This is a genomic window from Arthrobacter alpinus (assembly GCF_001445575.1).
Lineage (GTDB): Bacteria > Actinomycetota > Actinomycetes > Actinomycetales > Micrococcaceae > Specibacter > Specibacter alpinus_C.
Map to the genome: position 1 here is coordinate 403,996 of NZ_CP013200.1, position 17,040 is coordinate 421,035.

The 17,040-nt window shown below is 61.1% G+C and carries 16 protein-coding genes, 1 pseudogene and 1 riboswitch; of the genes and pseudogenes, 8 read left to right on the forward strand and 9 right to left on the reverse strand.

Annotated elements, in window-relative coordinates:
• Window positions 1–13 precede the first annotated feature (13 nt).
• Window positions 14–1,492 (reverse strand): cardiolipin synthase, encoded by a 1,479-nt coding sequence (gene cls / locus AS189_RS01670; RefSeq protein ID WP_062285869.1) that lies wholly within the window; start codon window positions 1,490–1,492, stop codon window positions 14–16.
• Between the two features lie 183 nt (window positions 1,493–1,675).
• On the opposite strand from cls, the gene AS189_RS01675 reads away from it, so the two are divergent.
• The 4 genes and pseudogenes from AS189_RS01675 to AS189_RS01690 all read left to right on the forward strand — a co-directional run bounded on the left by AS189_RS01675 (window position 1,676) and on the right by AS189_RS01690 (window position 4,668).
• Window positions 1,676–2,290, forward strand: a complete 615-nt coding sequence (locus tag AS189_RS01675) for an HdeD family acid-resistance protein (RefSeq protein WP_062285871.1) — start codon at window positions 1,676–1,678, stop codon at window positions 2,288–2,290.
• Between the two features lie 126 nt (window positions 2,291–2,416).
• Complete coding sequence (locus AS189_RS01680; protein ID WP_062285874.1) at window positions 2,417–2,947, forward strand: class IV adenylate cyclase; 531 nt, start codon at window positions 2,417–2,419, stop codon at window positions 2,945–2,947.
• A 47-nt stretch (window positions 2,948–2,994) separates the two neighbouring features.
• Complete coding sequence (locus AS189_RS01685) at window positions 2,995–3,537, forward strand: GNAT family N-acetyltransferase (protein ID WP_062285876.1); 543 nt, start codon at window positions 2,995–2,997, stop codon at window positions 3,535–3,537.
• A gap of 220 nt (window positions 3,538–3,757) precedes the next feature.
• Window positions 3,758–4,668, forward strand: a pseudogene (locus AS189_RS01690) (aminodeoxychorismate lyase).
• 71 nt (window positions 4,669–4,739) lie between these two features.
• Here AS189_RS01690 and AS189_RS01695 read toward each other — a convergent pair.
• Window positions 4,740–5,396, reverse strand: coding sequence for a Pr6Pr family membrane protein (locus tag AS189_RS01695; RefSeq protein WP_062285877.1), 657 nt, complete (start codon window positions 5,394–5,396; stop codon window positions 4,740–4,742).
• A gap of 112 nt (window positions 5,397–5,508) precedes the next feature.
• A riboswitch (SAM riboswitch) is annotated at window positions 5,509–5,629 on the forward strand.
• A gap of 89 nt (window positions 5,630–5,718) precedes the next feature.
• On the opposite strand from AS189_RS01695, the gene AS189_RS01700 reads away from it, so the two are divergent.
• The 3 genes from AS189_RS01700 to AS189_RS01710 all read left to right on the forward strand — a co-directional run bounded on the left by AS189_RS01700 (window position 5,719) and on the right by AS189_RS01710 (window position 7,702).
• Window positions 5,719–5,979 carry a DUF1737 domain-containing protein gene (locus AS189_RS01700; RefSeq protein ID WP_062285879.1) on the forward strand — a complete coding sequence of 87 codons (261 nt, stop codon included), beginning with the start codon at window positions 5,719–5,721 and terminating at the stop codon, window positions 5,977–5,979.
• On the forward strand, window positions 5,942–6,367 hold the full coding sequence (locus AS189_RS01705; RefSeq protein WP_062285881.1) for a rhodanese-like domain-containing protein: 426 nt from the start codon (window positions 5,942–5,944) through the stop codon (window positions 6,365–6,367). Before AS189_RS01700 ends, AS189_RS01705 begins: the two co-directional genes overlap by 38 nt.
• Before the next feature lie 123 nt (window positions 6,368–6,490).
• Window positions 6,491–7,702: an O-succinylhomoserine sulfhydrylase gene (locus AS189_RS01710; RefSeq protein ID WP_062285883.1), complete on the forward strand. Its 1,212-nt coding sequence runs from the start codon at window positions 6,491–6,493 to the stop codon at window positions 7,700–7,702.
• On the opposite strand, the gene AS189_RS01715 is transcribed toward AS189_RS01710, so the two are convergent.
• Window positions 7,695–8,150, reverse strand: a complete 456-nt coding sequence (locus AS189_RS01715; RefSeq protein WP_062285891.1) for a hypothetical protein — start codon at window positions 8,148–8,150, stop codon at window positions 7,695–7,697. The two genes, AS189_RS01710 and AS189_RS01715, sit on opposite strands and share 8 nt — an antisense overlap.
• 140 nt (window positions 8,151–8,290) lie before the next feature.
• Window positions 8,291–9,823, reverse strand: a complete 1,533-nt coding sequence (locus tag AS189_RS01720) for a UDP-N-acetylglucosamine 1-carboxyvinyltransferase (RefSeq protein ID WP_062285893.1) — start codon at window positions 9,821–9,823, stop codon at window positions 8,291–8,293.
• 236 nt (window positions 9,824–10,059) lie between these two features.
• Between AS189_RS01720 and AS189_RS01725 the strand changes: the two genes are divergently transcribed.
• Complete coding sequence (locus AS189_RS01725; RefSeq protein WP_062285895.1) at window positions 10,060–11,118, forward strand: LacI family DNA-binding transcriptional regulator; 1,059 nt, start codon at window positions 10,060–10,062, stop codon at window positions 11,116–11,118.
• A 210-nt stretch (window positions 11,119–11,328) separates the two neighbouring features.
• On the opposite strand, the gene AS189_RS01730 is transcribed toward AS189_RS01725, so the two are convergent.
• The 5 genes from AS189_RS01730 to AS189_RS01750 form a co-directional block, all read right to left on the reverse strand.
• The gene (locus AS189_RS01730) at window positions 11,329–12,282 is read right to left on the reverse strand and encodes an L-lactate dehydrogenase (RefSeq protein ID WP_062285896.1); all 954 of its coding nucleotides are present in this window, start codon (window positions 12,280–12,282) and stop codon (window positions 11,329–11,331) included.
• A 138-nt stretch (window positions 12,283–12,420) separates the two neighbouring features.
• Complete coding sequence (locus AS189_RS01735) at window positions 12,421–13,686, reverse strand: glycoside hydrolase family 32 protein (protein WP_062285898.1); 1,266 nt, start codon at window positions 13,684–13,686, stop codon at window positions 12,421–12,423.
• A 62-nt stretch (window positions 13,687–13,748) separates the two neighbouring features.
• Window positions 13,749–14,636 (reverse strand): carbohydrate ABC transporter permease, encoded by an 888-nt coding sequence (locus AS189_RS01740; protein ID WP_062285899.1) that lies wholly within the window; start codon window positions 14,634–14,636, stop codon window positions 13,749–13,751.
• A 10-nt stretch (window positions 14,637–14,646) separates the two neighbouring features.
• Entirely contained in the window at window positions 14,647–15,615 is a 969-nt protein-coding gene (locus AS189_RS01745; protein ID WP_129587119.1) for a carbohydrate ABC transporter permease, read from the reverse strand.
• Window positions 15,615–17,009, reverse strand: a complete 1,395-nt coding sequence (locus tag AS189_RS01750) for an extracellular solute-binding protein (protein WP_082633972.1) — start codon at window positions 17,007–17,009, stop codon at window positions 15,615–15,617. Before AS189_RS01750 ends, AS189_RS01745 begins: the two co-directional genes overlap by 1 nt.
• Between the last annotated feature and the right edge of the window lie 31 nt (window positions 17,010–17,040).

The window sequence follows — 17,040 nt, forward strand, 5'->3', positions numbered from 1 at the left end:
CTGGCGAAGCGGGCTACTGAATCGTGGCCGTCAAGCGGGCCACGTTGTCCACATAGCGGGCTAGAACGGGCCGATTGACCCACTCGTCCAGGGTCAGCTGGCGCGAGACGGACCGGTAATGATCCTCAACTTCATGCATACGCTTGACCACGTCGCGGTCAATCATCATGACAGTGACTTCCAGGTTGAGCGAGAAGCTTCGCATGTCCATATTGGAGGAGCCAATCACCGCCACATCAGAATCCACGGTGAAGTGCTTGGCGTGCAGCACATAGGGCTTGGGGTACAAGTAGATCCGAACCCCGGCCTTCAACAGCGCCTCATAGTAGGAGCGCTGAGCGTGGTGGACAAGGAACTGATCCCCTGCTTCGGACACAAAAAGTTCAACCACAACGCCGCGTTGAGCGGCCGTGGTGATGGCGTACAGCAGTGAATCATCCGGCACAAAATACGGGCTGGAGATGGTGATGCACTCTTCCGCCGAGTACAGCAGGGTGTTAAACAAGCGGAGGTTGTTCTCGGTGACAAACCCTGGACCACTGGGGACCACCTGGCACAGTGAACCCCCGGTGTAGGAATCCCAGTGGTAGGTGGCCAGTTGTTCCAGCAAAGTTTCTTCTGTCTCGGAGGACCAGTCCGTGGTGAACATGACGTTGAGGGTTCCCACAATGGGTCCCTCCAGGCGGGACATGAGTTCTACCCATTCGCGCCCAATCTTGCGGTTCTTCTTCTTACGGTAGGAGGGCTCAATGACGTTCTGCGAACCGGTATATCCCACCCGCCCGTCGACCACCAGGATTTTGCGGTGGTTACGCAAATCTGGCCTGCGCCATTGACCCTTGACTGGTAGCAACGGCAACATCCGGCGCCATTCGATCTCACTGGCCTTGAGGCGCCGAATCATCCCCCTATATCCGGGGACCCGAGCCGAGCCAATATGGTCAAAGAGCACCCGGACGCGAACCCCCCGCGCAGCAGCAGCTTCAAGTTCGCTAAACAGCCGGTCGGTGGAGCGATCCGAACTCATAATGTAAAACTCGGCGTTGACGTAGTTAACGGCCTTGCTGACCTCATCAGCCATGGCATCCAGGGATTCCTGATAGCCCGGAATGAGCCGGACGGAGTTGCCTCCCAGCGCCGGGAATGAACCGAGATTGCGGTTCAGCTCAATAGCGGATTTCACCCATGCGGGGCCATCATATTCCGGGACAAGGTCCGCAATATCCTTGGTTCCTTCAACCACCCGGCGGTTGACCGCGTCCTGAGTCTCCCTCCGCCGTCGTGAGAGTCTGAAATTGCCAAACATGAGGAAGAGGATCAGGCCAATGTAAGGCAGGAAGAAGATGCACAGCAGCCAGGCCATGGCCGTGGTGGGGCGGCGGTTGCCGGGGATGATACCCAGCATCACAACACGGATGACCAAGTCGGCGAGCATCAGAAGCGTCGTCAGCCAGACACTGCCGGTTGGAAAACTAAACGCTGTCCAGATCATCGAGACATCCCCTCTTCACCGACCCAATTGTCGCCACATCCCGGCAAGTACAAATGACAACAGCCTATAGGCAATTGTCCCTGCCGTAGCGCTCTTGGGAACGTCCCGACACATCGCGTACTGGACACCACTATCCGGATAAGCTAACCAGTAAATTCACCCTACAAATGAAGGACCTGGACCGTGAGTATTCCTAGCAGCCCGCAAATCACTTTCGACGCTTTCGCCATCGATCCGCACAAACTGACCGAAAAAGCCATCAAGGGCCTGCGAATGGCGTTCGGCGTCAGCGGCGCCGCGGCCCTGGTTTTGGGCGTCATTCTCTTGCTGTGGCCCACTAAAACGCTGGCAGTCGTTGCTGTTTTCCTGGGCATTAACTTCCTGATCACCGGTGCCATCAAGATTGCCATCGGCATTTTCAGCCACAGCCTCTCGGCAGGAACACGCATTTTGGACGTGTTCTTGGGCCTGTTCATCCTGGTGGCCGGCATCATCGCCCTGCGTAATTCTGCTGCCACCGGCGAGGCACTGCTGATCTTCACTGTCATCATGATCGGCATCGGCTGGATCATCGAGGGCATCATCGCCATGGTCGAGGCCGGCAAGAGCTCCAGCCGCCTATGGGCGATCATTTTCGGCGCGCTGAGCGTCATCGCCGGCATCGTGGTGCTGGCAGTTCCAACCTGGACGGCTGCCTGGCTGCTGCTCATGACCGCCATCATGCTGATCGTGCTGGGTGTTCTCGGCCTGATCCGCGCCTTCACCTTCGGCAAGTCGGTGCTGGCCCAGCTGCGCTAACGTCCCAGTACGACGGCGGCACTCGGCACACGCTGGGTGCCGCCGTTTCGCTGTGGCTGGGTTGGGGCCACGCCCGGTCCCGCTCGGAAGTCCCGCCGCCCATAAACACCATGGTTGAGTGGGAACATGCCGACAAACATCGAAATCAAAGCTCGCGTGGACAGTCTCGACAGGCTAACGTCTATTGTCGCTGCCCTGGCAGAGAAGGCACCTGACCATGTTGTGCAAGACGACACCTTTTTCGACTGCCCGAACGGTCGGCTAAAACTCCGAGCCTTTCCGGATGGGCATGGCGTGCTGATTTTCTACCGCAGGGACAACGAACTCGGCCCGAAGCCATCCTTCTATGTTCATTGCGAAACCTCAGATCCAGACGGACTCCGATCCGTTCTGGCTCTTGCCTACGGCAAAGTTGGCCGTGTGCACAAGCGCCGCATGGTCTATCACGTAGGCCACACGAGGGTGCATCTGGACCGTGTTGACGGCCTCGGCGACTTCGTAGAACTTGAAGTCCCGGTCGACGACGCGCTGCCGGCCGATGCTGCAGTTTCCGAGGCGCACCGCCTCATTGCTAAGTTCGGAATAGCCGGAGGAGCACTCGTCAAGGGCGCGTATGTGGACCTCCTCAACGCCGTGAACGCTACCCCCGTCCCGTAGCGGTTCACGTTCGGGACGGCGTCCGCTCCTGCCGGTAGTGTCAGAGCATGTCCATCACCTTCGTTGCCATGACACCCGCCGATGCTGAAGACCTCATCGATTTTCTTTCCAACAATCGTTTCCCCTTCCATGTTCAGGCGGCGCCGCAAGCACCAGACATTCGGGTGCGGATTGAACAGGGCCGCTTCTGGAATGAAGACACTCAGGGCTATTGGGTGCTGCAGGACGCACACCGCATAGGCATGGCTGCGCTGGAGGATTTACAAGAAGACGACGCCCCACTTTTCGATCTGCGTCTCGACGAAGCCCAGCGCGGCAAAGGCCTGGGAGTGGAGGTACTGCGGGCCCTCTGTGGCATGGTTTTTCGCTCGATGCCCAACACGCGACGCTTTGAGGGGCAAACCCGAGAGGACAACATCGCCATGCGCAAGACGTTCCTTCGGGCGGGTTTCCTCAAGGAAGCCCACTACCGTTTGGCCTGGCCAACTAACGACGGCGGGCACCTCGCCTCAATCGCATACTCAATCCTGCGTCACGACTGGGAAACCGGCACCGTGACCCATTTCGACTGGGCGGACCTCAGAGTCTAGAATTCCGAAGCTGTGAATCAGCCGCCTCTCGGTGCCCTCCGCAAGAATGCCGCCGCTACTGGTAATTGCCGCCGGTGGAGTGGCGGCAATTACCAGTAGCGGCGGCGGTGGCCAAGGTTCGAGGCACGAGGGTTGGGGAGGTCGTGGGTGGGGCCACGCGCCCGAGGGACCCCACCCGAGGCACGAGGGGTGGGGAGCGGGTGGGGATAAGCTCTACTCCATGACTGTTTTGGTGTTTCTAGACCCCGCCCACCCGCACGGCCGACTGGCAGATCCTACCCAGCCCAGTATTCTGGCCACGGATCAGGGTGTTACCCGCGGCGATGGCATCTTCGAATCGATGCTGGCCGTGGACGGCACGCCCCGAAAAATCCATGCCCATCTGGACCGTCTGGCCACCTCTGCCCGCACCATGGACCTGCAGATTCCTGCCGCAAAAGTGTGGCAATCGGCCATTGCGACTGCGCTTACGGCCTACTCCGTCAGCGATTCTGCCGCTACCGGCGAACCAGGTCAGTGCGTGGTGAAGCTAGTGGTCACCCGCGGCCCGGAAGGCACCGATTCCCCACGGCATGGGTCACGGTCAGCCCCGTTTCCCTCGCCCTGGCCGCACAGCGCGCCAAGGGTCTGGATGTCCTCCTCTTGGAACGCGGCTACGACAGTGACATTTCCACCCGCGCACCGTGGCTCTTGATGGGTGCCAAAACCCTGTCGTACGCCGTCAACATGGCGGCCTTGCGCCATGCCCACAGCCAGGGCGCCGATGACGTGATCTTCACCAGCGGCGACCAGCTCGTGTTGGAGGGGCCGACGTCGTCGGTGCTTTTAGCGCACATCTCCGACGACTCCGGGGTTCCGCTCAAGCGGCTCATCACGCCCCATTTGGACACCGGTATCCTGCCGGGCACCACCCAAGGTGCCCTCTTTGCAGCCGCGAAGGCCGCGGGCTGGGAGTTGGGCTACGGACCTGTAACACCCGCTGATCTACTGGACGCCGACGCCGTGTGGCTGATTTCCAGCTTGCGCCTGCTGGCTCCTGTGAACACCATTGACGGTACGGAAATTGGCACACAGGAGATCCGGGCACAACTCACAGCGGAGCTTTCAGCGCTGCTCGCACAAACGCTGTAAGCACCAACACTGTAGGCACTTCTGCTGCAGGCACTGCAACTGTAGGCACTACTGCTGCAGGCTCTGCGGATCTAGCCGCGGGAGCCGTCCACCGATGCTGCCACCGGCCGCCCGGTGATGCGCCGGCCCAGCCAGTTTCCCAGCGCCATGATGAGCAGCGTCATGGCCACGAATGCCACGGCGATGATGAGGCAGGTCAGCAGCACGGCACCATATCCGCCGTCGGCCGGGTTGAGGAAGGGGTAGGCGTACCAGCTGATGGCAGCGCCACGGATAAGTGAATACGCCAAATACACCAGTGGGAACGCGATGGCGATGAGCACCCGCTTGTAGGGGATGGCGTGACGCGGCGGAGTGATGAGCCAGTCGGCCACAATGGCCACGGGCATCACGTAGTGCAGCCAAGTATTGATCCACGGCAGGAGCGCACCTAGGTCCACATCGCGCAGCAGGGCGCTGAAGACAATCCCTACCAGCGCCATGCACACCACCGAAATGCAGCGCAGCAGCGCCCATGCGGGCCCCAGATCCTTCCCGCGCCATGTCAGCACCGACTCCACCACCAGCACCACGGCGGCAAAAATGTTGGAGAGATTGGTGAAATAGCTGAAGAAGTTCAGCACGCTGAAGCCGTGGCCAATGTGGATGCCCAGCTGAATCCCTACGGCAACCAGGGTCACCGCACCAAAGAGGAAACGGACGGCTGCGAAGGCACGGCTCAAAGTCATGGGTCCATACTGCCAGTTCAACGGACAGCCCGGTTGCAGTGCTGTCGTCATGTTGCGCCATACACAGGCTTTTGGGGGTCCAGGCGGGGGCTGATGTGTTACTTTCAAGGGGAGTAATGAGCGCCAGTATCAAGCCCTGACTTGCTGGCCGGCAACCCTCTTTTCGGCGGGGTGCCTCAGGTGAGTACTCGGCAAACCCAGCTTCCAACGGCTGAAGTTTGCAAGCGTGAACCCCGGTGCGCGGACTAAGAGTCCGAGCTTTTTAAGCACCGCTCTCAGCTCTCGCTTGCAGCCTGACGGCCACTTGCAATGAGGAGAGAACATGTCCGCGGACGAATCACCCCTGGCTTACCGGCTCATCACCGGCCCCGACGACCGCTCCTTCTGTGAGCGCATCTCAGCAGCCCTCGCCGAGGGCTATGTGCTCCACGGCGGGCCCGCCGTAACATTCAACGGCACCAGCGTCATCTGCGCCCAGGCCGTGATCCTCCCTCAGGCAATTGCTACCAGCGACGCCGCCGTGGCCAACGCCGTGGATGATCTGGATGCCGAGCTGGAATTCGACGGCGAGGGCATCGCGTGAGCTACGCAGGGACCTGGCTCCGGCAACAGCGTGGGAGCACGTAGCCGCCGGGGCGGTCCTGGTGGATGTGCGTACCGAGGGTGAATGGGCGCACATTGGCGTCCCCGACATTTCCTCGCTGAACACCGAGCCCATCTTCATCCAGTGGAACCTGTCCAACGGCAGCAACAATCCGGATTTCCTGGAGCAACTCCAGGCGGCCGTGCCGGCCGAGAAACCGCTGGTTTTGTTGTGCCGTTCGGGCGTCCGCTCCATCGCCGCGGCCGAGGCGGCAACTGCCGCCGGCTACACGGCGTACAACGTGCTCGAGGGCTTCGAAGGCCAACCCGACCGCTTCGGTGACCGCGTCCTGAACGGGTGGAAAAACCGTAACTTGCCCTGGCGCTAAACCCCACGTCGACACCCAGTCACCTCGAAAAGGTGCGCAGAGGCACTGACGTGCGGCGCCGCCGTCGCGCATCACAGGGCAGCTAAGCCATCTCAAGCACGAACGAAAGCCAAGGATAAGCAATTGAGCAACTTTAACGAGCACGCAGCCACCTGGGCGCCGGACACTGCGGCCGTGCGCGGCGGGCTTGACCGTACCAACTTTCAGGAAACCTCCGAGGCCCTGTTTCTAAACTCCGGCTTTGTGTACGAATCCGCCGAAGCAGCCGAGGCGGCCTTCACCGGAGAGGTGGACCGCTTTGTGTATTCGCGCTACGGCAACCCTTCAGTAGCCACGTTTCAGGAACGGCTGCGGCTACTCGAAGGCAAGGAGGCGTGCTTTGCAACAGCGTCCGGCATGTCTGCCGTCTTCACCGCCTTGGGCGCATTGCTGGCTGCCGGGGACAGGGTGGTGGCGTCGCGCTCCTTGTTCGGCTCCTGCTTTGTGATCCTGAACGAATTGCTCCCCCGCTGGGGTGTTCAGACGGTATTCGTCGATGGCCCTGACCTGGACCAATGGCGCGAGGCGTTGAGCGTACCCACCACGGCCGTATTCTTTGAATCCCCGTCCAACCCCATGCAAGAGATTGTGGATGTGCAGGCCGTGTGCGATCTGGCCCATGCGGCGGGCGCGCAGGTGGTGGCCGACAATGTGTTCGCCACTCCCCTGCTGCAGCGCTGCGGCGACTTTGGTGCGGACATCATTGTTTACTCGGGCACCAAACACATTGATGGGCAGGGCCGGGTCCTGGGCGGCGCCATCCTGGGCAGCAAGGAATTCATTGACGGACCGGTCAAGAACCTGATGCGCCACACCGGACCGGCGTTGTCGGCATTCAATGCCTGGGTGCTGACGAAGGGCTTGGAGACCATGAATTTGCGTGTGACGCACTCCTGCACGAATGCGTTGGCGCTGGGCGAATTCTTGGAGACGCAGCCGCAGGTGGCGCGCGTTCTGTACCCCTATTTGCCCTCACACCCGCAGCATGAGCTGGCGAAGAAGCAGATGAAGGCCGGCGGCACCGTGTTGACGTTTGAGCTGGCCGAACCTGCCAATGGGACCCGCAAGGACGCCGCCTTTGCGCTGTTGAACGCGTTGGCGATCATCGACATCTCCAACAACTTAGGCGATGCGAAGTCACTCATCACGCATCCGGCCACAACAACGCACCGCGCCATGGGACCGGACGCTCGTGCGGCGATCGGTTTGTCCGATGGATTCTTGCGCTTGTCCGTGGGGCTGGAGGACCTGGATGACCTAAAACAGGATCTGGCGCGGGCGCTGGCCGCTATTTAGGCTGTTTCCGCAGCCACGCGGACAGGCTCGCCACGGAGTGGCTGGGTATGACGATGACGGGCGGCTCGGTCACGGGCACTCGCATAATGGCCAGCGCGTCGGCGGGGAAGTTCGCCATCCAGGCTCCGGCCTCGGAGGCCTTCCCGGCCGTCGCGGCCGCTTCCACACCATGGGCGTTGCAGAGGAAGACGTCGTGGCCGCGCCCCATGGGGTCAACAACGTGGACCCGTCCGTTGAGGAGATCGAGCACCTCTTGGAACATGAGCTCCACCGTGAAATCGCCCACGCTAAGCTGCACACAGTGCACTCGGCGGGTGCCTTTGCGTCCGAAGGGCAGGTCCACGTCGACGGCGCTCACCCCGTCGCCATGCCACGGGATGCCACCGGTACGGGGGATTGCTGTGGGCGAGAGGGCAGCCGCGGCGTCGCGTTTCGTCCAGGGGAACATGACTCGAGCTTACGAAATTGGAAAGCATTGGCACAATCGGGCGCCGCTATGAGACTCACCGAGCCACGCCTACGCAAGCAAAAGCGGCCGGTGACCTTTCTATAAAAGGTCACCGGCCGCCGTCGTACTTTGAGAGGAGCTTAGTCCTGGAAGTATTCGATCTCGGCACCGATGGTGTTCAGGCGCTCGGCCAGGTCCTCGTAGCCGCGCTCAATGACATAAATGTTGCGCAACTCGCTGGTTCCCTTGGCGGCAAGCATGGCCAACAGGATGCAGGCGGCCGGGCGCAGTGCGGGCGGGCAACCAATTTCTGCGGCACGCCAGGCAACCGGGCCCTTGATGTCGATGCGGTGCGGGTCCAGCAAGCGGACGCCGGCGCCGAGGCGGTTCAGCTCCGTCAGGTAGATGGCTCGGCCTTCGTAGACCCAGTCGTGAATCATGGTGGTACCCTCGGCGCAGGAGGCGATCACGGCGAAGAATGGCAGGTTATCAATGTTCAGACCAGGGAACGGCATGGCATGGATCTTGTCCTGCGCGGCCTTCAACTCAGACGGCAAGGTAGTGATGTCCACGAGGCGGGTTTTGCCGTTGCGGGCCATGTACTCGGGGGATTTCAGGTAGCGGAAGCCCATCTGCTCGAGCACCTTGAGTTCAATTTCCATGAACTCGATGGGGACGCGCGTCACCGTAACTTCGGACTTCGTCACGATGCCGGCGGTGATCAGGCTCATGGCCTCGATGGGATCCTCGGACGGTGCGTACTCAATGTCAACGTCGATCCGGGACTTGCCCTTGATGGTCAGGGTGGTGGTGCCGACGCCTTCAACACTGACGCCGAGACCCTGCAAGTAGAAGCAGAGGTCCTGAACCATGTAGTTGGGGCTGGCGTTGCGGATCACGGTGGCGCCTTCGCGGTGCGCGGCGGCCATGATGGCGTTTTCGGTGACGGTGTCGCCACGTTCGGTCAGCACAAAGGTGCGGTCAGCGGTGTCGCTGACGGGGGCCTGCACCTGGTAGAAACCGTCGTGCGCGTTGACGTCCAAGCCGAACTCGCGCAGCGCCTGCATGTGCGGCTCCACTGTGCGGGTACCGAGATCGCAACCGCCAGCGTAGGGGATGCGGTAAGTGTTCTCTTCGTCCAGCAGCGGGCCGAGCAGCATGATGACGCTACGGGTGCGCTTGGCGGCGGCAATGTCCATGGCGGCCAAGTCAAGCACGGCGGGACGGCGGATCAGCAGATCGTTGTCTGCCAGCCAGGTGCACTCGACCCCGATGGACGTCAGTAGTTCCACAATGCGGTTAACTTCTTCGATACGGGCCAGGCGCCGCAGGGTAGTGGTGCCGCGGTTGAGCAGACTGGCACAGAGCAGGGCAACGCCAGCGTTCTTACTGGTGTTAACCTCGACGCTGCCGGAGAGTTCACGGGCGCCATGGACGCGCAGATGCGTGACGGCGTTCTTGCTGACTGCGCCAACGCTAAACAAATTCGCCTCGAGCAGTGCTTCCATGCGCTGGATCATCCGCAGGCTCAGATTCTGTTTGCCCTGTTCCATACGAGCAACGGCACTTTGACTGGTACCCAAATGGGATGCCAATTCGCCTTGGGTCCAGCCCTTTTCAGTGCGCGCATCTCGCACGAGTACGCCAACGGTTTCTGCAGCCACTTGAGTCATGAAATTATTTATATCACGGGATGCATATTTATCTCGATTTATGTGACCGATTCGCCAGAAACTGTCCTTTTGGATCAGAATTAACCGTTACATGCGATAAATCAGATGGTTTCTACCGTTCAAGGATTAGTCCCCACCTCTACGGTACCCCGCGGAGCGGTACAGCACCGGCCAACAGCTAAACCGCGCCGGAACATTCACGCGATAGGCTAACCTCACACGATTTAGGAGGCCCCATGGCTCGCAAGGCAACCTCGCAGGATGTCGCCAATCACGCTGGCGTGTCGCGCAGCGCCGTGAGCTTTGTCTTGAATGGACGCGCCGATGGCAATATTGCCAAGGAGAAGCAGCTGCGCATTCTTGCCGCCGCCAAGGAACTTAACTACACGCCCAACGCAGTAGCCCGCTCCCTGCAGGCACAGCGCACCCACACCATTGGCGTTGTCACTGACTCCATTGCTGGCGGGCCGTTTGCCGGAAAGTTGCTGCAGGGCGCAAGTAATGCAGCGTTCAGCGCCGGCTATCTCCTCCTTGTTATTGACACTCAAGGTGAAGAGGTTCGTGAAAACAGTGCCTTCACCACGCTCCTCAACCGCCAAGTTGATGCCATGATCTTTGCTTCCATGAGCCTTCGGGCGCACCACCCCCACCCAAATATGAGCGGTGTGCCCGCGGTGCTAGCCAATAGCTTTGACCCATCCGGCGCTCTGCGGTCAATCATTCCCGACGAGGTCACCGGAGGCGGGGCCGCCGTTCGGGTCCTACTCGACGCCGGGCACCACAAGATCGCCTACCTGTCCGGAACAGCCGAGCTGGTGGCGACCGAACTCCGAACCCAGGGCTTCAATACCGCCCTGGCCGCCGCCGGCTTGGCACCCGTCGAGGCCCGCGAAACGGGCTGGGAAATCAATGACGGTTTCGCAGCGGCCATGCGTCTACTGGCAGACGACGCCGGGCACTCACCCAAGCGCGAACGCCCCACGGGCATCGTCTGCGCCAATGACCGTGTTGCCGTGGGTGTCATGTTGGCCTGCGGGCAGTTGGGGCTGCGAGTTCCCCAAGACCTGAGCATTGTCGGCTATGACGACGACGAACCACTCGCCAGAACCACGGTGCCGGGGCTCACCACCGTGGCACTGCCGCACCGTGAAATGGGAGAGAAGGCGGTTGAGCTACTGCTGGCAGAGCTGGGTCATGGCGCAGGCACTCCAACAGCAGAACACCAGCATGGCGAAACCATTCTCATTCCCTGCCCCGTAGTGGTACGCGGCTCGGTAGCGCCCCCGGCCCAGTAGCCGCTATCAGGGCCCCAGCCGAGGAACGAGGATGGGAAGGGTGTGGATGGGTCACCCTTGATAAGTACGGATGGGCCCACACACCCGAGGGGCCCCAGCCGAGGAACGAGGATGGGGAGGGTGCGGATGGGTCACCCTTAATAAGTTACGGATGGGCCCACACACCCGAGGGGCCCCAGCCGAGGAACGAGGATGGGGAGGGTGTGGGGACTAGTTGAACTTGGCGATGGAAGCAGCCAGGGTCTCCGCGGAGTGCTGCAATGCAGCGGCCTCACGTTCGTCCATGGGTGTGTCAATGATGCGCTGCACTCCGCCCGCCCCGACGATTGAGGGCACGCTGAGGGCCACGCCGTCAATGCCACGGTAGCCGTGGAGCACGCTGGAGACGGGAAGTATGCTCCGCTCGTCTTGCAGCACCGCTTCAACGATGCGTGCGCCCGAGAGTCCGATCGCATAGTTGGTGGCCCCCTTGCCGGCAATGACCTTGTAGGCGGCGTGGACCACGTCATGCGTGAGCGCCTCCAGCCGTTCCCGGGGAAACAGCAGGGCCCCCGAGGAGTCGGTCCAGTCAGGGAGCGGGGTCTGCCCGATGGTCGCGGCGGACCACAGTGGGAACTCCGTGTCGCCGTGCTCGCCGACGATCAGCGCGTGCACGCTTTGCGGGGCAACCCCGGCGGCTTCCGCCACGAGCCAGCGCAGCCGGGAGGAGTCCAGCACGGTTCCGGAGCTGAAGATGCGCCCAGGCGGGAGGTCGGTGATGCGTTCGGCCACAGCGGTGAGGACATCGCACGGATTTGTCACGAGGATGAACACCGCATTGGGCGCCAGAGCAACAAGCTGGGGCAGCATCTTCTCCAGGATTCCCACGTTGACGCCAGCCAATTCAAGTCGGGTCTGACCCGGCTCCTGCTTGGCACCTGCCGTGATGACGACGACGTCGGAGCCCGCCACGAGCTCAATGTCGCTGCCGCCCGTGATTCGAGCGGATCCAACGAACGGCGTGCCGTGGGCCAGGTCGAGGACCTCCGCCTCCACCTTGGCCGTAGCGATGTCATAGAGCACCACCTCGCGTGCGGAACCGCGAATCAAGGCGGCGTAGGCAAGGGAGGTGCCGACGCTGCCGGCGCCTACAATGGTGAGCTTGGTGCTGCGGGCAATTGTCATGTTCCCAGTATCCCCGTTCGCCCCCCGGGTCCGGGTTGCTGCACGGATTGTTTCCCGTTGTTTCAGGGCACGCCAACTGCGCGGACGCCAAACGGTGTCCGCACAGTTGGCGTGCCGTGCAGTTGATGTGCCGTGCGGCTAGACGGCCAGCCCGTGGACGGTAGCTGCACCCCGGAGTTCGAAGTGTGAAGTCTCCGTGGGATACGCCCGCACTGTGTGGGCGTATCCGCCATCGGCAAAGACCTCCACGAGTGAGCCGTCCACCAGGATGCGTCCGGCCGCGATGGCCGCAACAACTCTCTCCTGTTCACCGTCAACCAGCACCAGTTCCACGGCGCTGTCAGCCGTGACGTCAAAGGCCCTGGTGGACCTTGGGACGGTGAATGAACCGGTATCGGCAGAAATGACGCCGTTACGCAGGGTGTCAACTTCAGCCACCGGCTCCGAGCGTAACTGCCCATCACTAAAGGAAAGCACGCGCGCATAGGTAAGCACGCCGGCCCAGCCAGAGGCGAGAATGTCGGCGTCGTTCCTTGATTTTTCCCAGCTCCAGCCCCACATGAGTGTGCGCGGCTCATCGGCGGTGCCGACCACCACCTGCGGGGCGTAGAAATCGGGGCCCGCATCGATCAGGCCCCCTCCGGTGGGTAGGAATTTCAGGCCGGCACCGCCTTCACGCAGTTCCCCGGTCAGGTAGCTGACGCGGTCCAATCCGTGATCGTCGCGGTTCCAGAGCGAGAGCATCAGCACCCACTGGCCATCGATTTCGAACAACTGCGGGCATTCCCAGATCTCGCCCGGTGCCCACTCCTGGGCAATGCCCGAGCCGCCGGTGACGAGCGGACCCAGGTACTCCCAATCGGTCAGGGTGTGGCAGCGGTAGAGCAGAATGACGGGGGTGCCATCCTTGTAACCCGCACCTTGGATGGCGAACTGAGTGCCGTTGAAGGTGAACAGGAAGGGGTCGCGGACCTCGCCAATATTTGCCTCATCCGGCATCCCCGCAATGCCTTGCTGTTCCTGCTTCCATCCAATGAGCGCCCGGTCCGAGGTGGCCGTCATGACCTGTGACTCGTGCTCCGTCGCAGCAATGCCCGTGTAGAAAGCCGTGGGCACATCGCCGTCCAATGCAATGACACCGGACCAGGCGCCGACGGCGTCCGCGGCACCCTTTCGGGGGTACAGGGCGATGGGCTGCTGAGTCCACCGGACCAGATCTGTGGAGGTGGCGTGGCCCCAGTGGATGTTGCCGTGGATGGGTGCGTCCGGATTGAGTTGGAAAAACACATGGTAGGTGCCGTCAACGTAAATGCAGCCGTTGGGGTCGTTGATCCAGCCCTGATCCGGGCGTCCGTGAAGTGCGGGAAACGCGGGATCGGAGAAGACGGGGTCGGTAGTACTCACAGCTGATGCTCCTTGAAGAGGTTGATGAAGGTTTTGCGGGTTTTGACGTTGCTGCTGCTCGGTCACTTGTTGATTCCAGCGGTCAGGCCTTCGCGCAAATAGCGCTGCCCAAAGAGGAAGACCACCAGTGCCGGGATCATGGAGAGCACTACGCCTGCGAGCACGGTGGACACCGAGCCGGTGCCCATATTTCCCTGCAGCGACACCAGGCCTAGGGGCATGGTGAAGTTTTCTTCACTGATGGTCATGATCAGGGGCCGGAAGAATTCGTTCCAGTGGAAGTTGAAGGCCAGGATGCCCACAATCGCGAGTCCGGGCCAGGCCAGCGGCAGGTAAACGGAACGGAAGGTGCGCAAGGGGGATGCGCCGTCGATCGCGGCGGCTTCGGCCAGCTCGCCCGGCAATCCGACGAAGAATTGGCGCATCAAGAAGGTGCCAAACGCCGTCGGAATGGCCGGCAAGATCAGGGCCATGAGGGTATCGGAGAGTCCCATGCCGCGGATCAGCATGAAGACCGGAACAATGGTGACCTGCATGGGGACCATCATGGTGGCCAGGACAATGCTGAACAGCACGCCGCGGCCCCTGAAGTCGATGCGGGCAAACACGTAGCCGGCCAAGGCCGCCGTGAACATTTGGCCCACGGCGATGATGCCTGTGACAAGGACCGAGTTCCAGATCAGCAACCACATGTTCACTTGCGCGAACACATCGGTGTAAGAGCTAAAATCGAGGCCGCCGGAGAAGATGGAACCGCCGGCTCCGAGCGATTCGCTCGGTGAACGCATGGAGGTCAGGACGGTCCAGACCACGGGGCCCAGCGTCAGGAAGGTTGCCACGATGAGGATGGCTGCCCGTCCGGCGGTACGGCCGGAAACGTGGATTTTCTTGCGGGGTGCAGGAATGCGACCCGGTGCGGAACTGCTTTCTTTCACGGAAATGGTGGTCATGGCACGGCTCCTAGTTGTAGTGCACGAAGCGTCGTGAGAGGCGGAATTGGATGGCCGTCACCAGCATGATGAGCAGCGTCAGCACAATGCCGATGGCAAAGGCGCGGCCGAAGTCCAGCTGCTTGAAAGCTGTTTCATAGATGACCATGACGGCGGTGCGCGTTGAATCGCCGGGGCCGCCGCGGGTGATGACGTACGGCTGGTCAAAGATCTGCAGGGCGGAAATGATCGCCATGACACTGGCCACCAACAGGGTGGGGCTCAGCAGAGGCAGCGTGATGTTTTTGAACTGCTTCCACCCCGTAGCCCCGTCAATGGAGGATGCCTCATACATCTCGGTGGGGATGGAACTCAAGCCGCCAATGATGAGTAGGAACGTGAAGCCAAAGTTCTGCCACACATAAACCAGAATGATCACGATCATGGCACCGGCCTGCGAGGTCAGCCACGGCACTGCCGGGATACCAATCATGCCGATGACCTTGTTGACCAGGCCAAAGTTCTGGTTGAACAAATAGCTCATGATGATGGAAACACTGGAGGCTGAAAGAACCAGCGGGAAGAAGAACGCCGAGCGGAAGAACGTCCGCAACCAGTTGGGCATCCTTGACTGAATCAGCACGGCAAGGCCAATGGAGACCGTCAGTTGCAGGCTGACCGCCACCACCACAAAGCCCATGGTGTTCAGAAACGCTGTTCTGACGGTGGGGTCGGCGCCGATGGCAACAAAGTTATCAACACCTACAAATTCCGGGGCGTTGATGATGTCCCAGCGGAAAAACGCCAGCGTCAATGATGCCACGATCGGGATCAGGGTAAAGATGGCAATACCGATGATGGTGGGGGCCAGAAAAAGTGCTGCCAAGCCTTTGGCGCCCTTCTCCTTGCCGGAACGCTGTTGTGCCAAGCCCCTGCGGCGGTGACCACGCGAGCCGGCGGGCGTGGTGGGCATCTGAGAACTTTTGGTGGTTGTGGACATCAGACCCTCCTCAGAGCCAGCTCGAGGTCACGCTGCAGCGTGGACAGGGCAGGCCGAACATTGGCTGCGGAACCTGTGACGGCACCAAGAACATTTTTAATCAGGGCACTTTCCACCGCGGCCTGCTGCGGCGGGGCCGGAATGGGTCCGGAACTGGGGAACTTATCGAGCGTGTCATAGAAGACCTGCCAGTGGGCCGGGCCCTTGCCGGAATACAGGGCCTCGTTGACCATGGAGCGGCGGGTGGGGGTGGTGTTGGGATTGGGCATGGCCAACTCCATGGCTTCCTTGGAAGCACAGAACTTGATCCACTCCCACGCCTCATCCTTGCGGGTGGAGGTCTTCATGATGGCGTAGCCTGCGGCGCCAAACTGGTGCCGCTGCGTGCGCCACTTCGGGAAGAACTGCACGTCAAAACCATCTTCTGCCATGCCTGCCTCGTGGAGACCCTGCACCCAATAACCGCCAGCCGGCGTGGTACCAATAAGGCCAGAGGCGAACTGGGCGACCAGCTCATTGCCACCACCTTGTGCCGGGCTGGTGCCCAGGCCTTCGGCCACGAGCGTGCGCAGGAACTCAAAGCTCTCGGCAACCCGTGGATCTTCGGCGTTGGGTTCTAGCCACTGGTAGCCGCCAGAACGCATGCCGCGCGTGGGATCGTTGGCATAGAACTTGTCCCAAAACCAGTTGCCTCCCGTGCTGCGAGTTTCCTTCAGGAAACTCGTGTCGTTGACATATAGCCACGGCACCACACCACCGAAGAGCCGGTTGGTCCAGTAATACGGAACAAATTGTTTGCCGCCAGTTTTTTTCATGGCGGTGAGCGAATTGTAGAAGTCATCGTGCGTCCAGTTGTCACCGGGGCGACTCAGTCCGGCCTTCTCAAAGGCGCCCGTGTTCATATACATGTTGGCGCTGTTGAAATCGAGCGGGAGCTGGAACAGGCTTCCCTGATACATGAACGCTTCAACCAGGGAAGGGTGCACATCGTCGAAGTAGTCCTGCACCTCCGACTGATCCCGCTTCACATACGCATCCAGCGGTTCAGCAAGGCGTTCGGCAAATAGCTGCGCGCCCTCCGTAGCCACCAGCACCACATCCGGTGACGTTCCGGCGGCAACCATGGTGAGGATCTTGGCAAAAAAATCGCCCCAGTCCGCACCCTGGATCGCCTGAATCCGCACCTTGATGTTGGGATGAGCCGCAGAAAATGCCTTGACCAGATTGGCCCGGCTCTCCGCATCCTGCGCATTGCCAAGGATGGCAACGTTGAGCGAATCCGATCCCCGTCCGGGGATGTCCGCTCCGGTCAGCCGGGGCCAGCTTGCCCCGACGGCACCCACGGATCCGATGCCCAACAAACTCAGCATCGCCCGTCTTGATACATCACTCATGTTGCCTCCTCGCAACTACCTAACGCGTGTT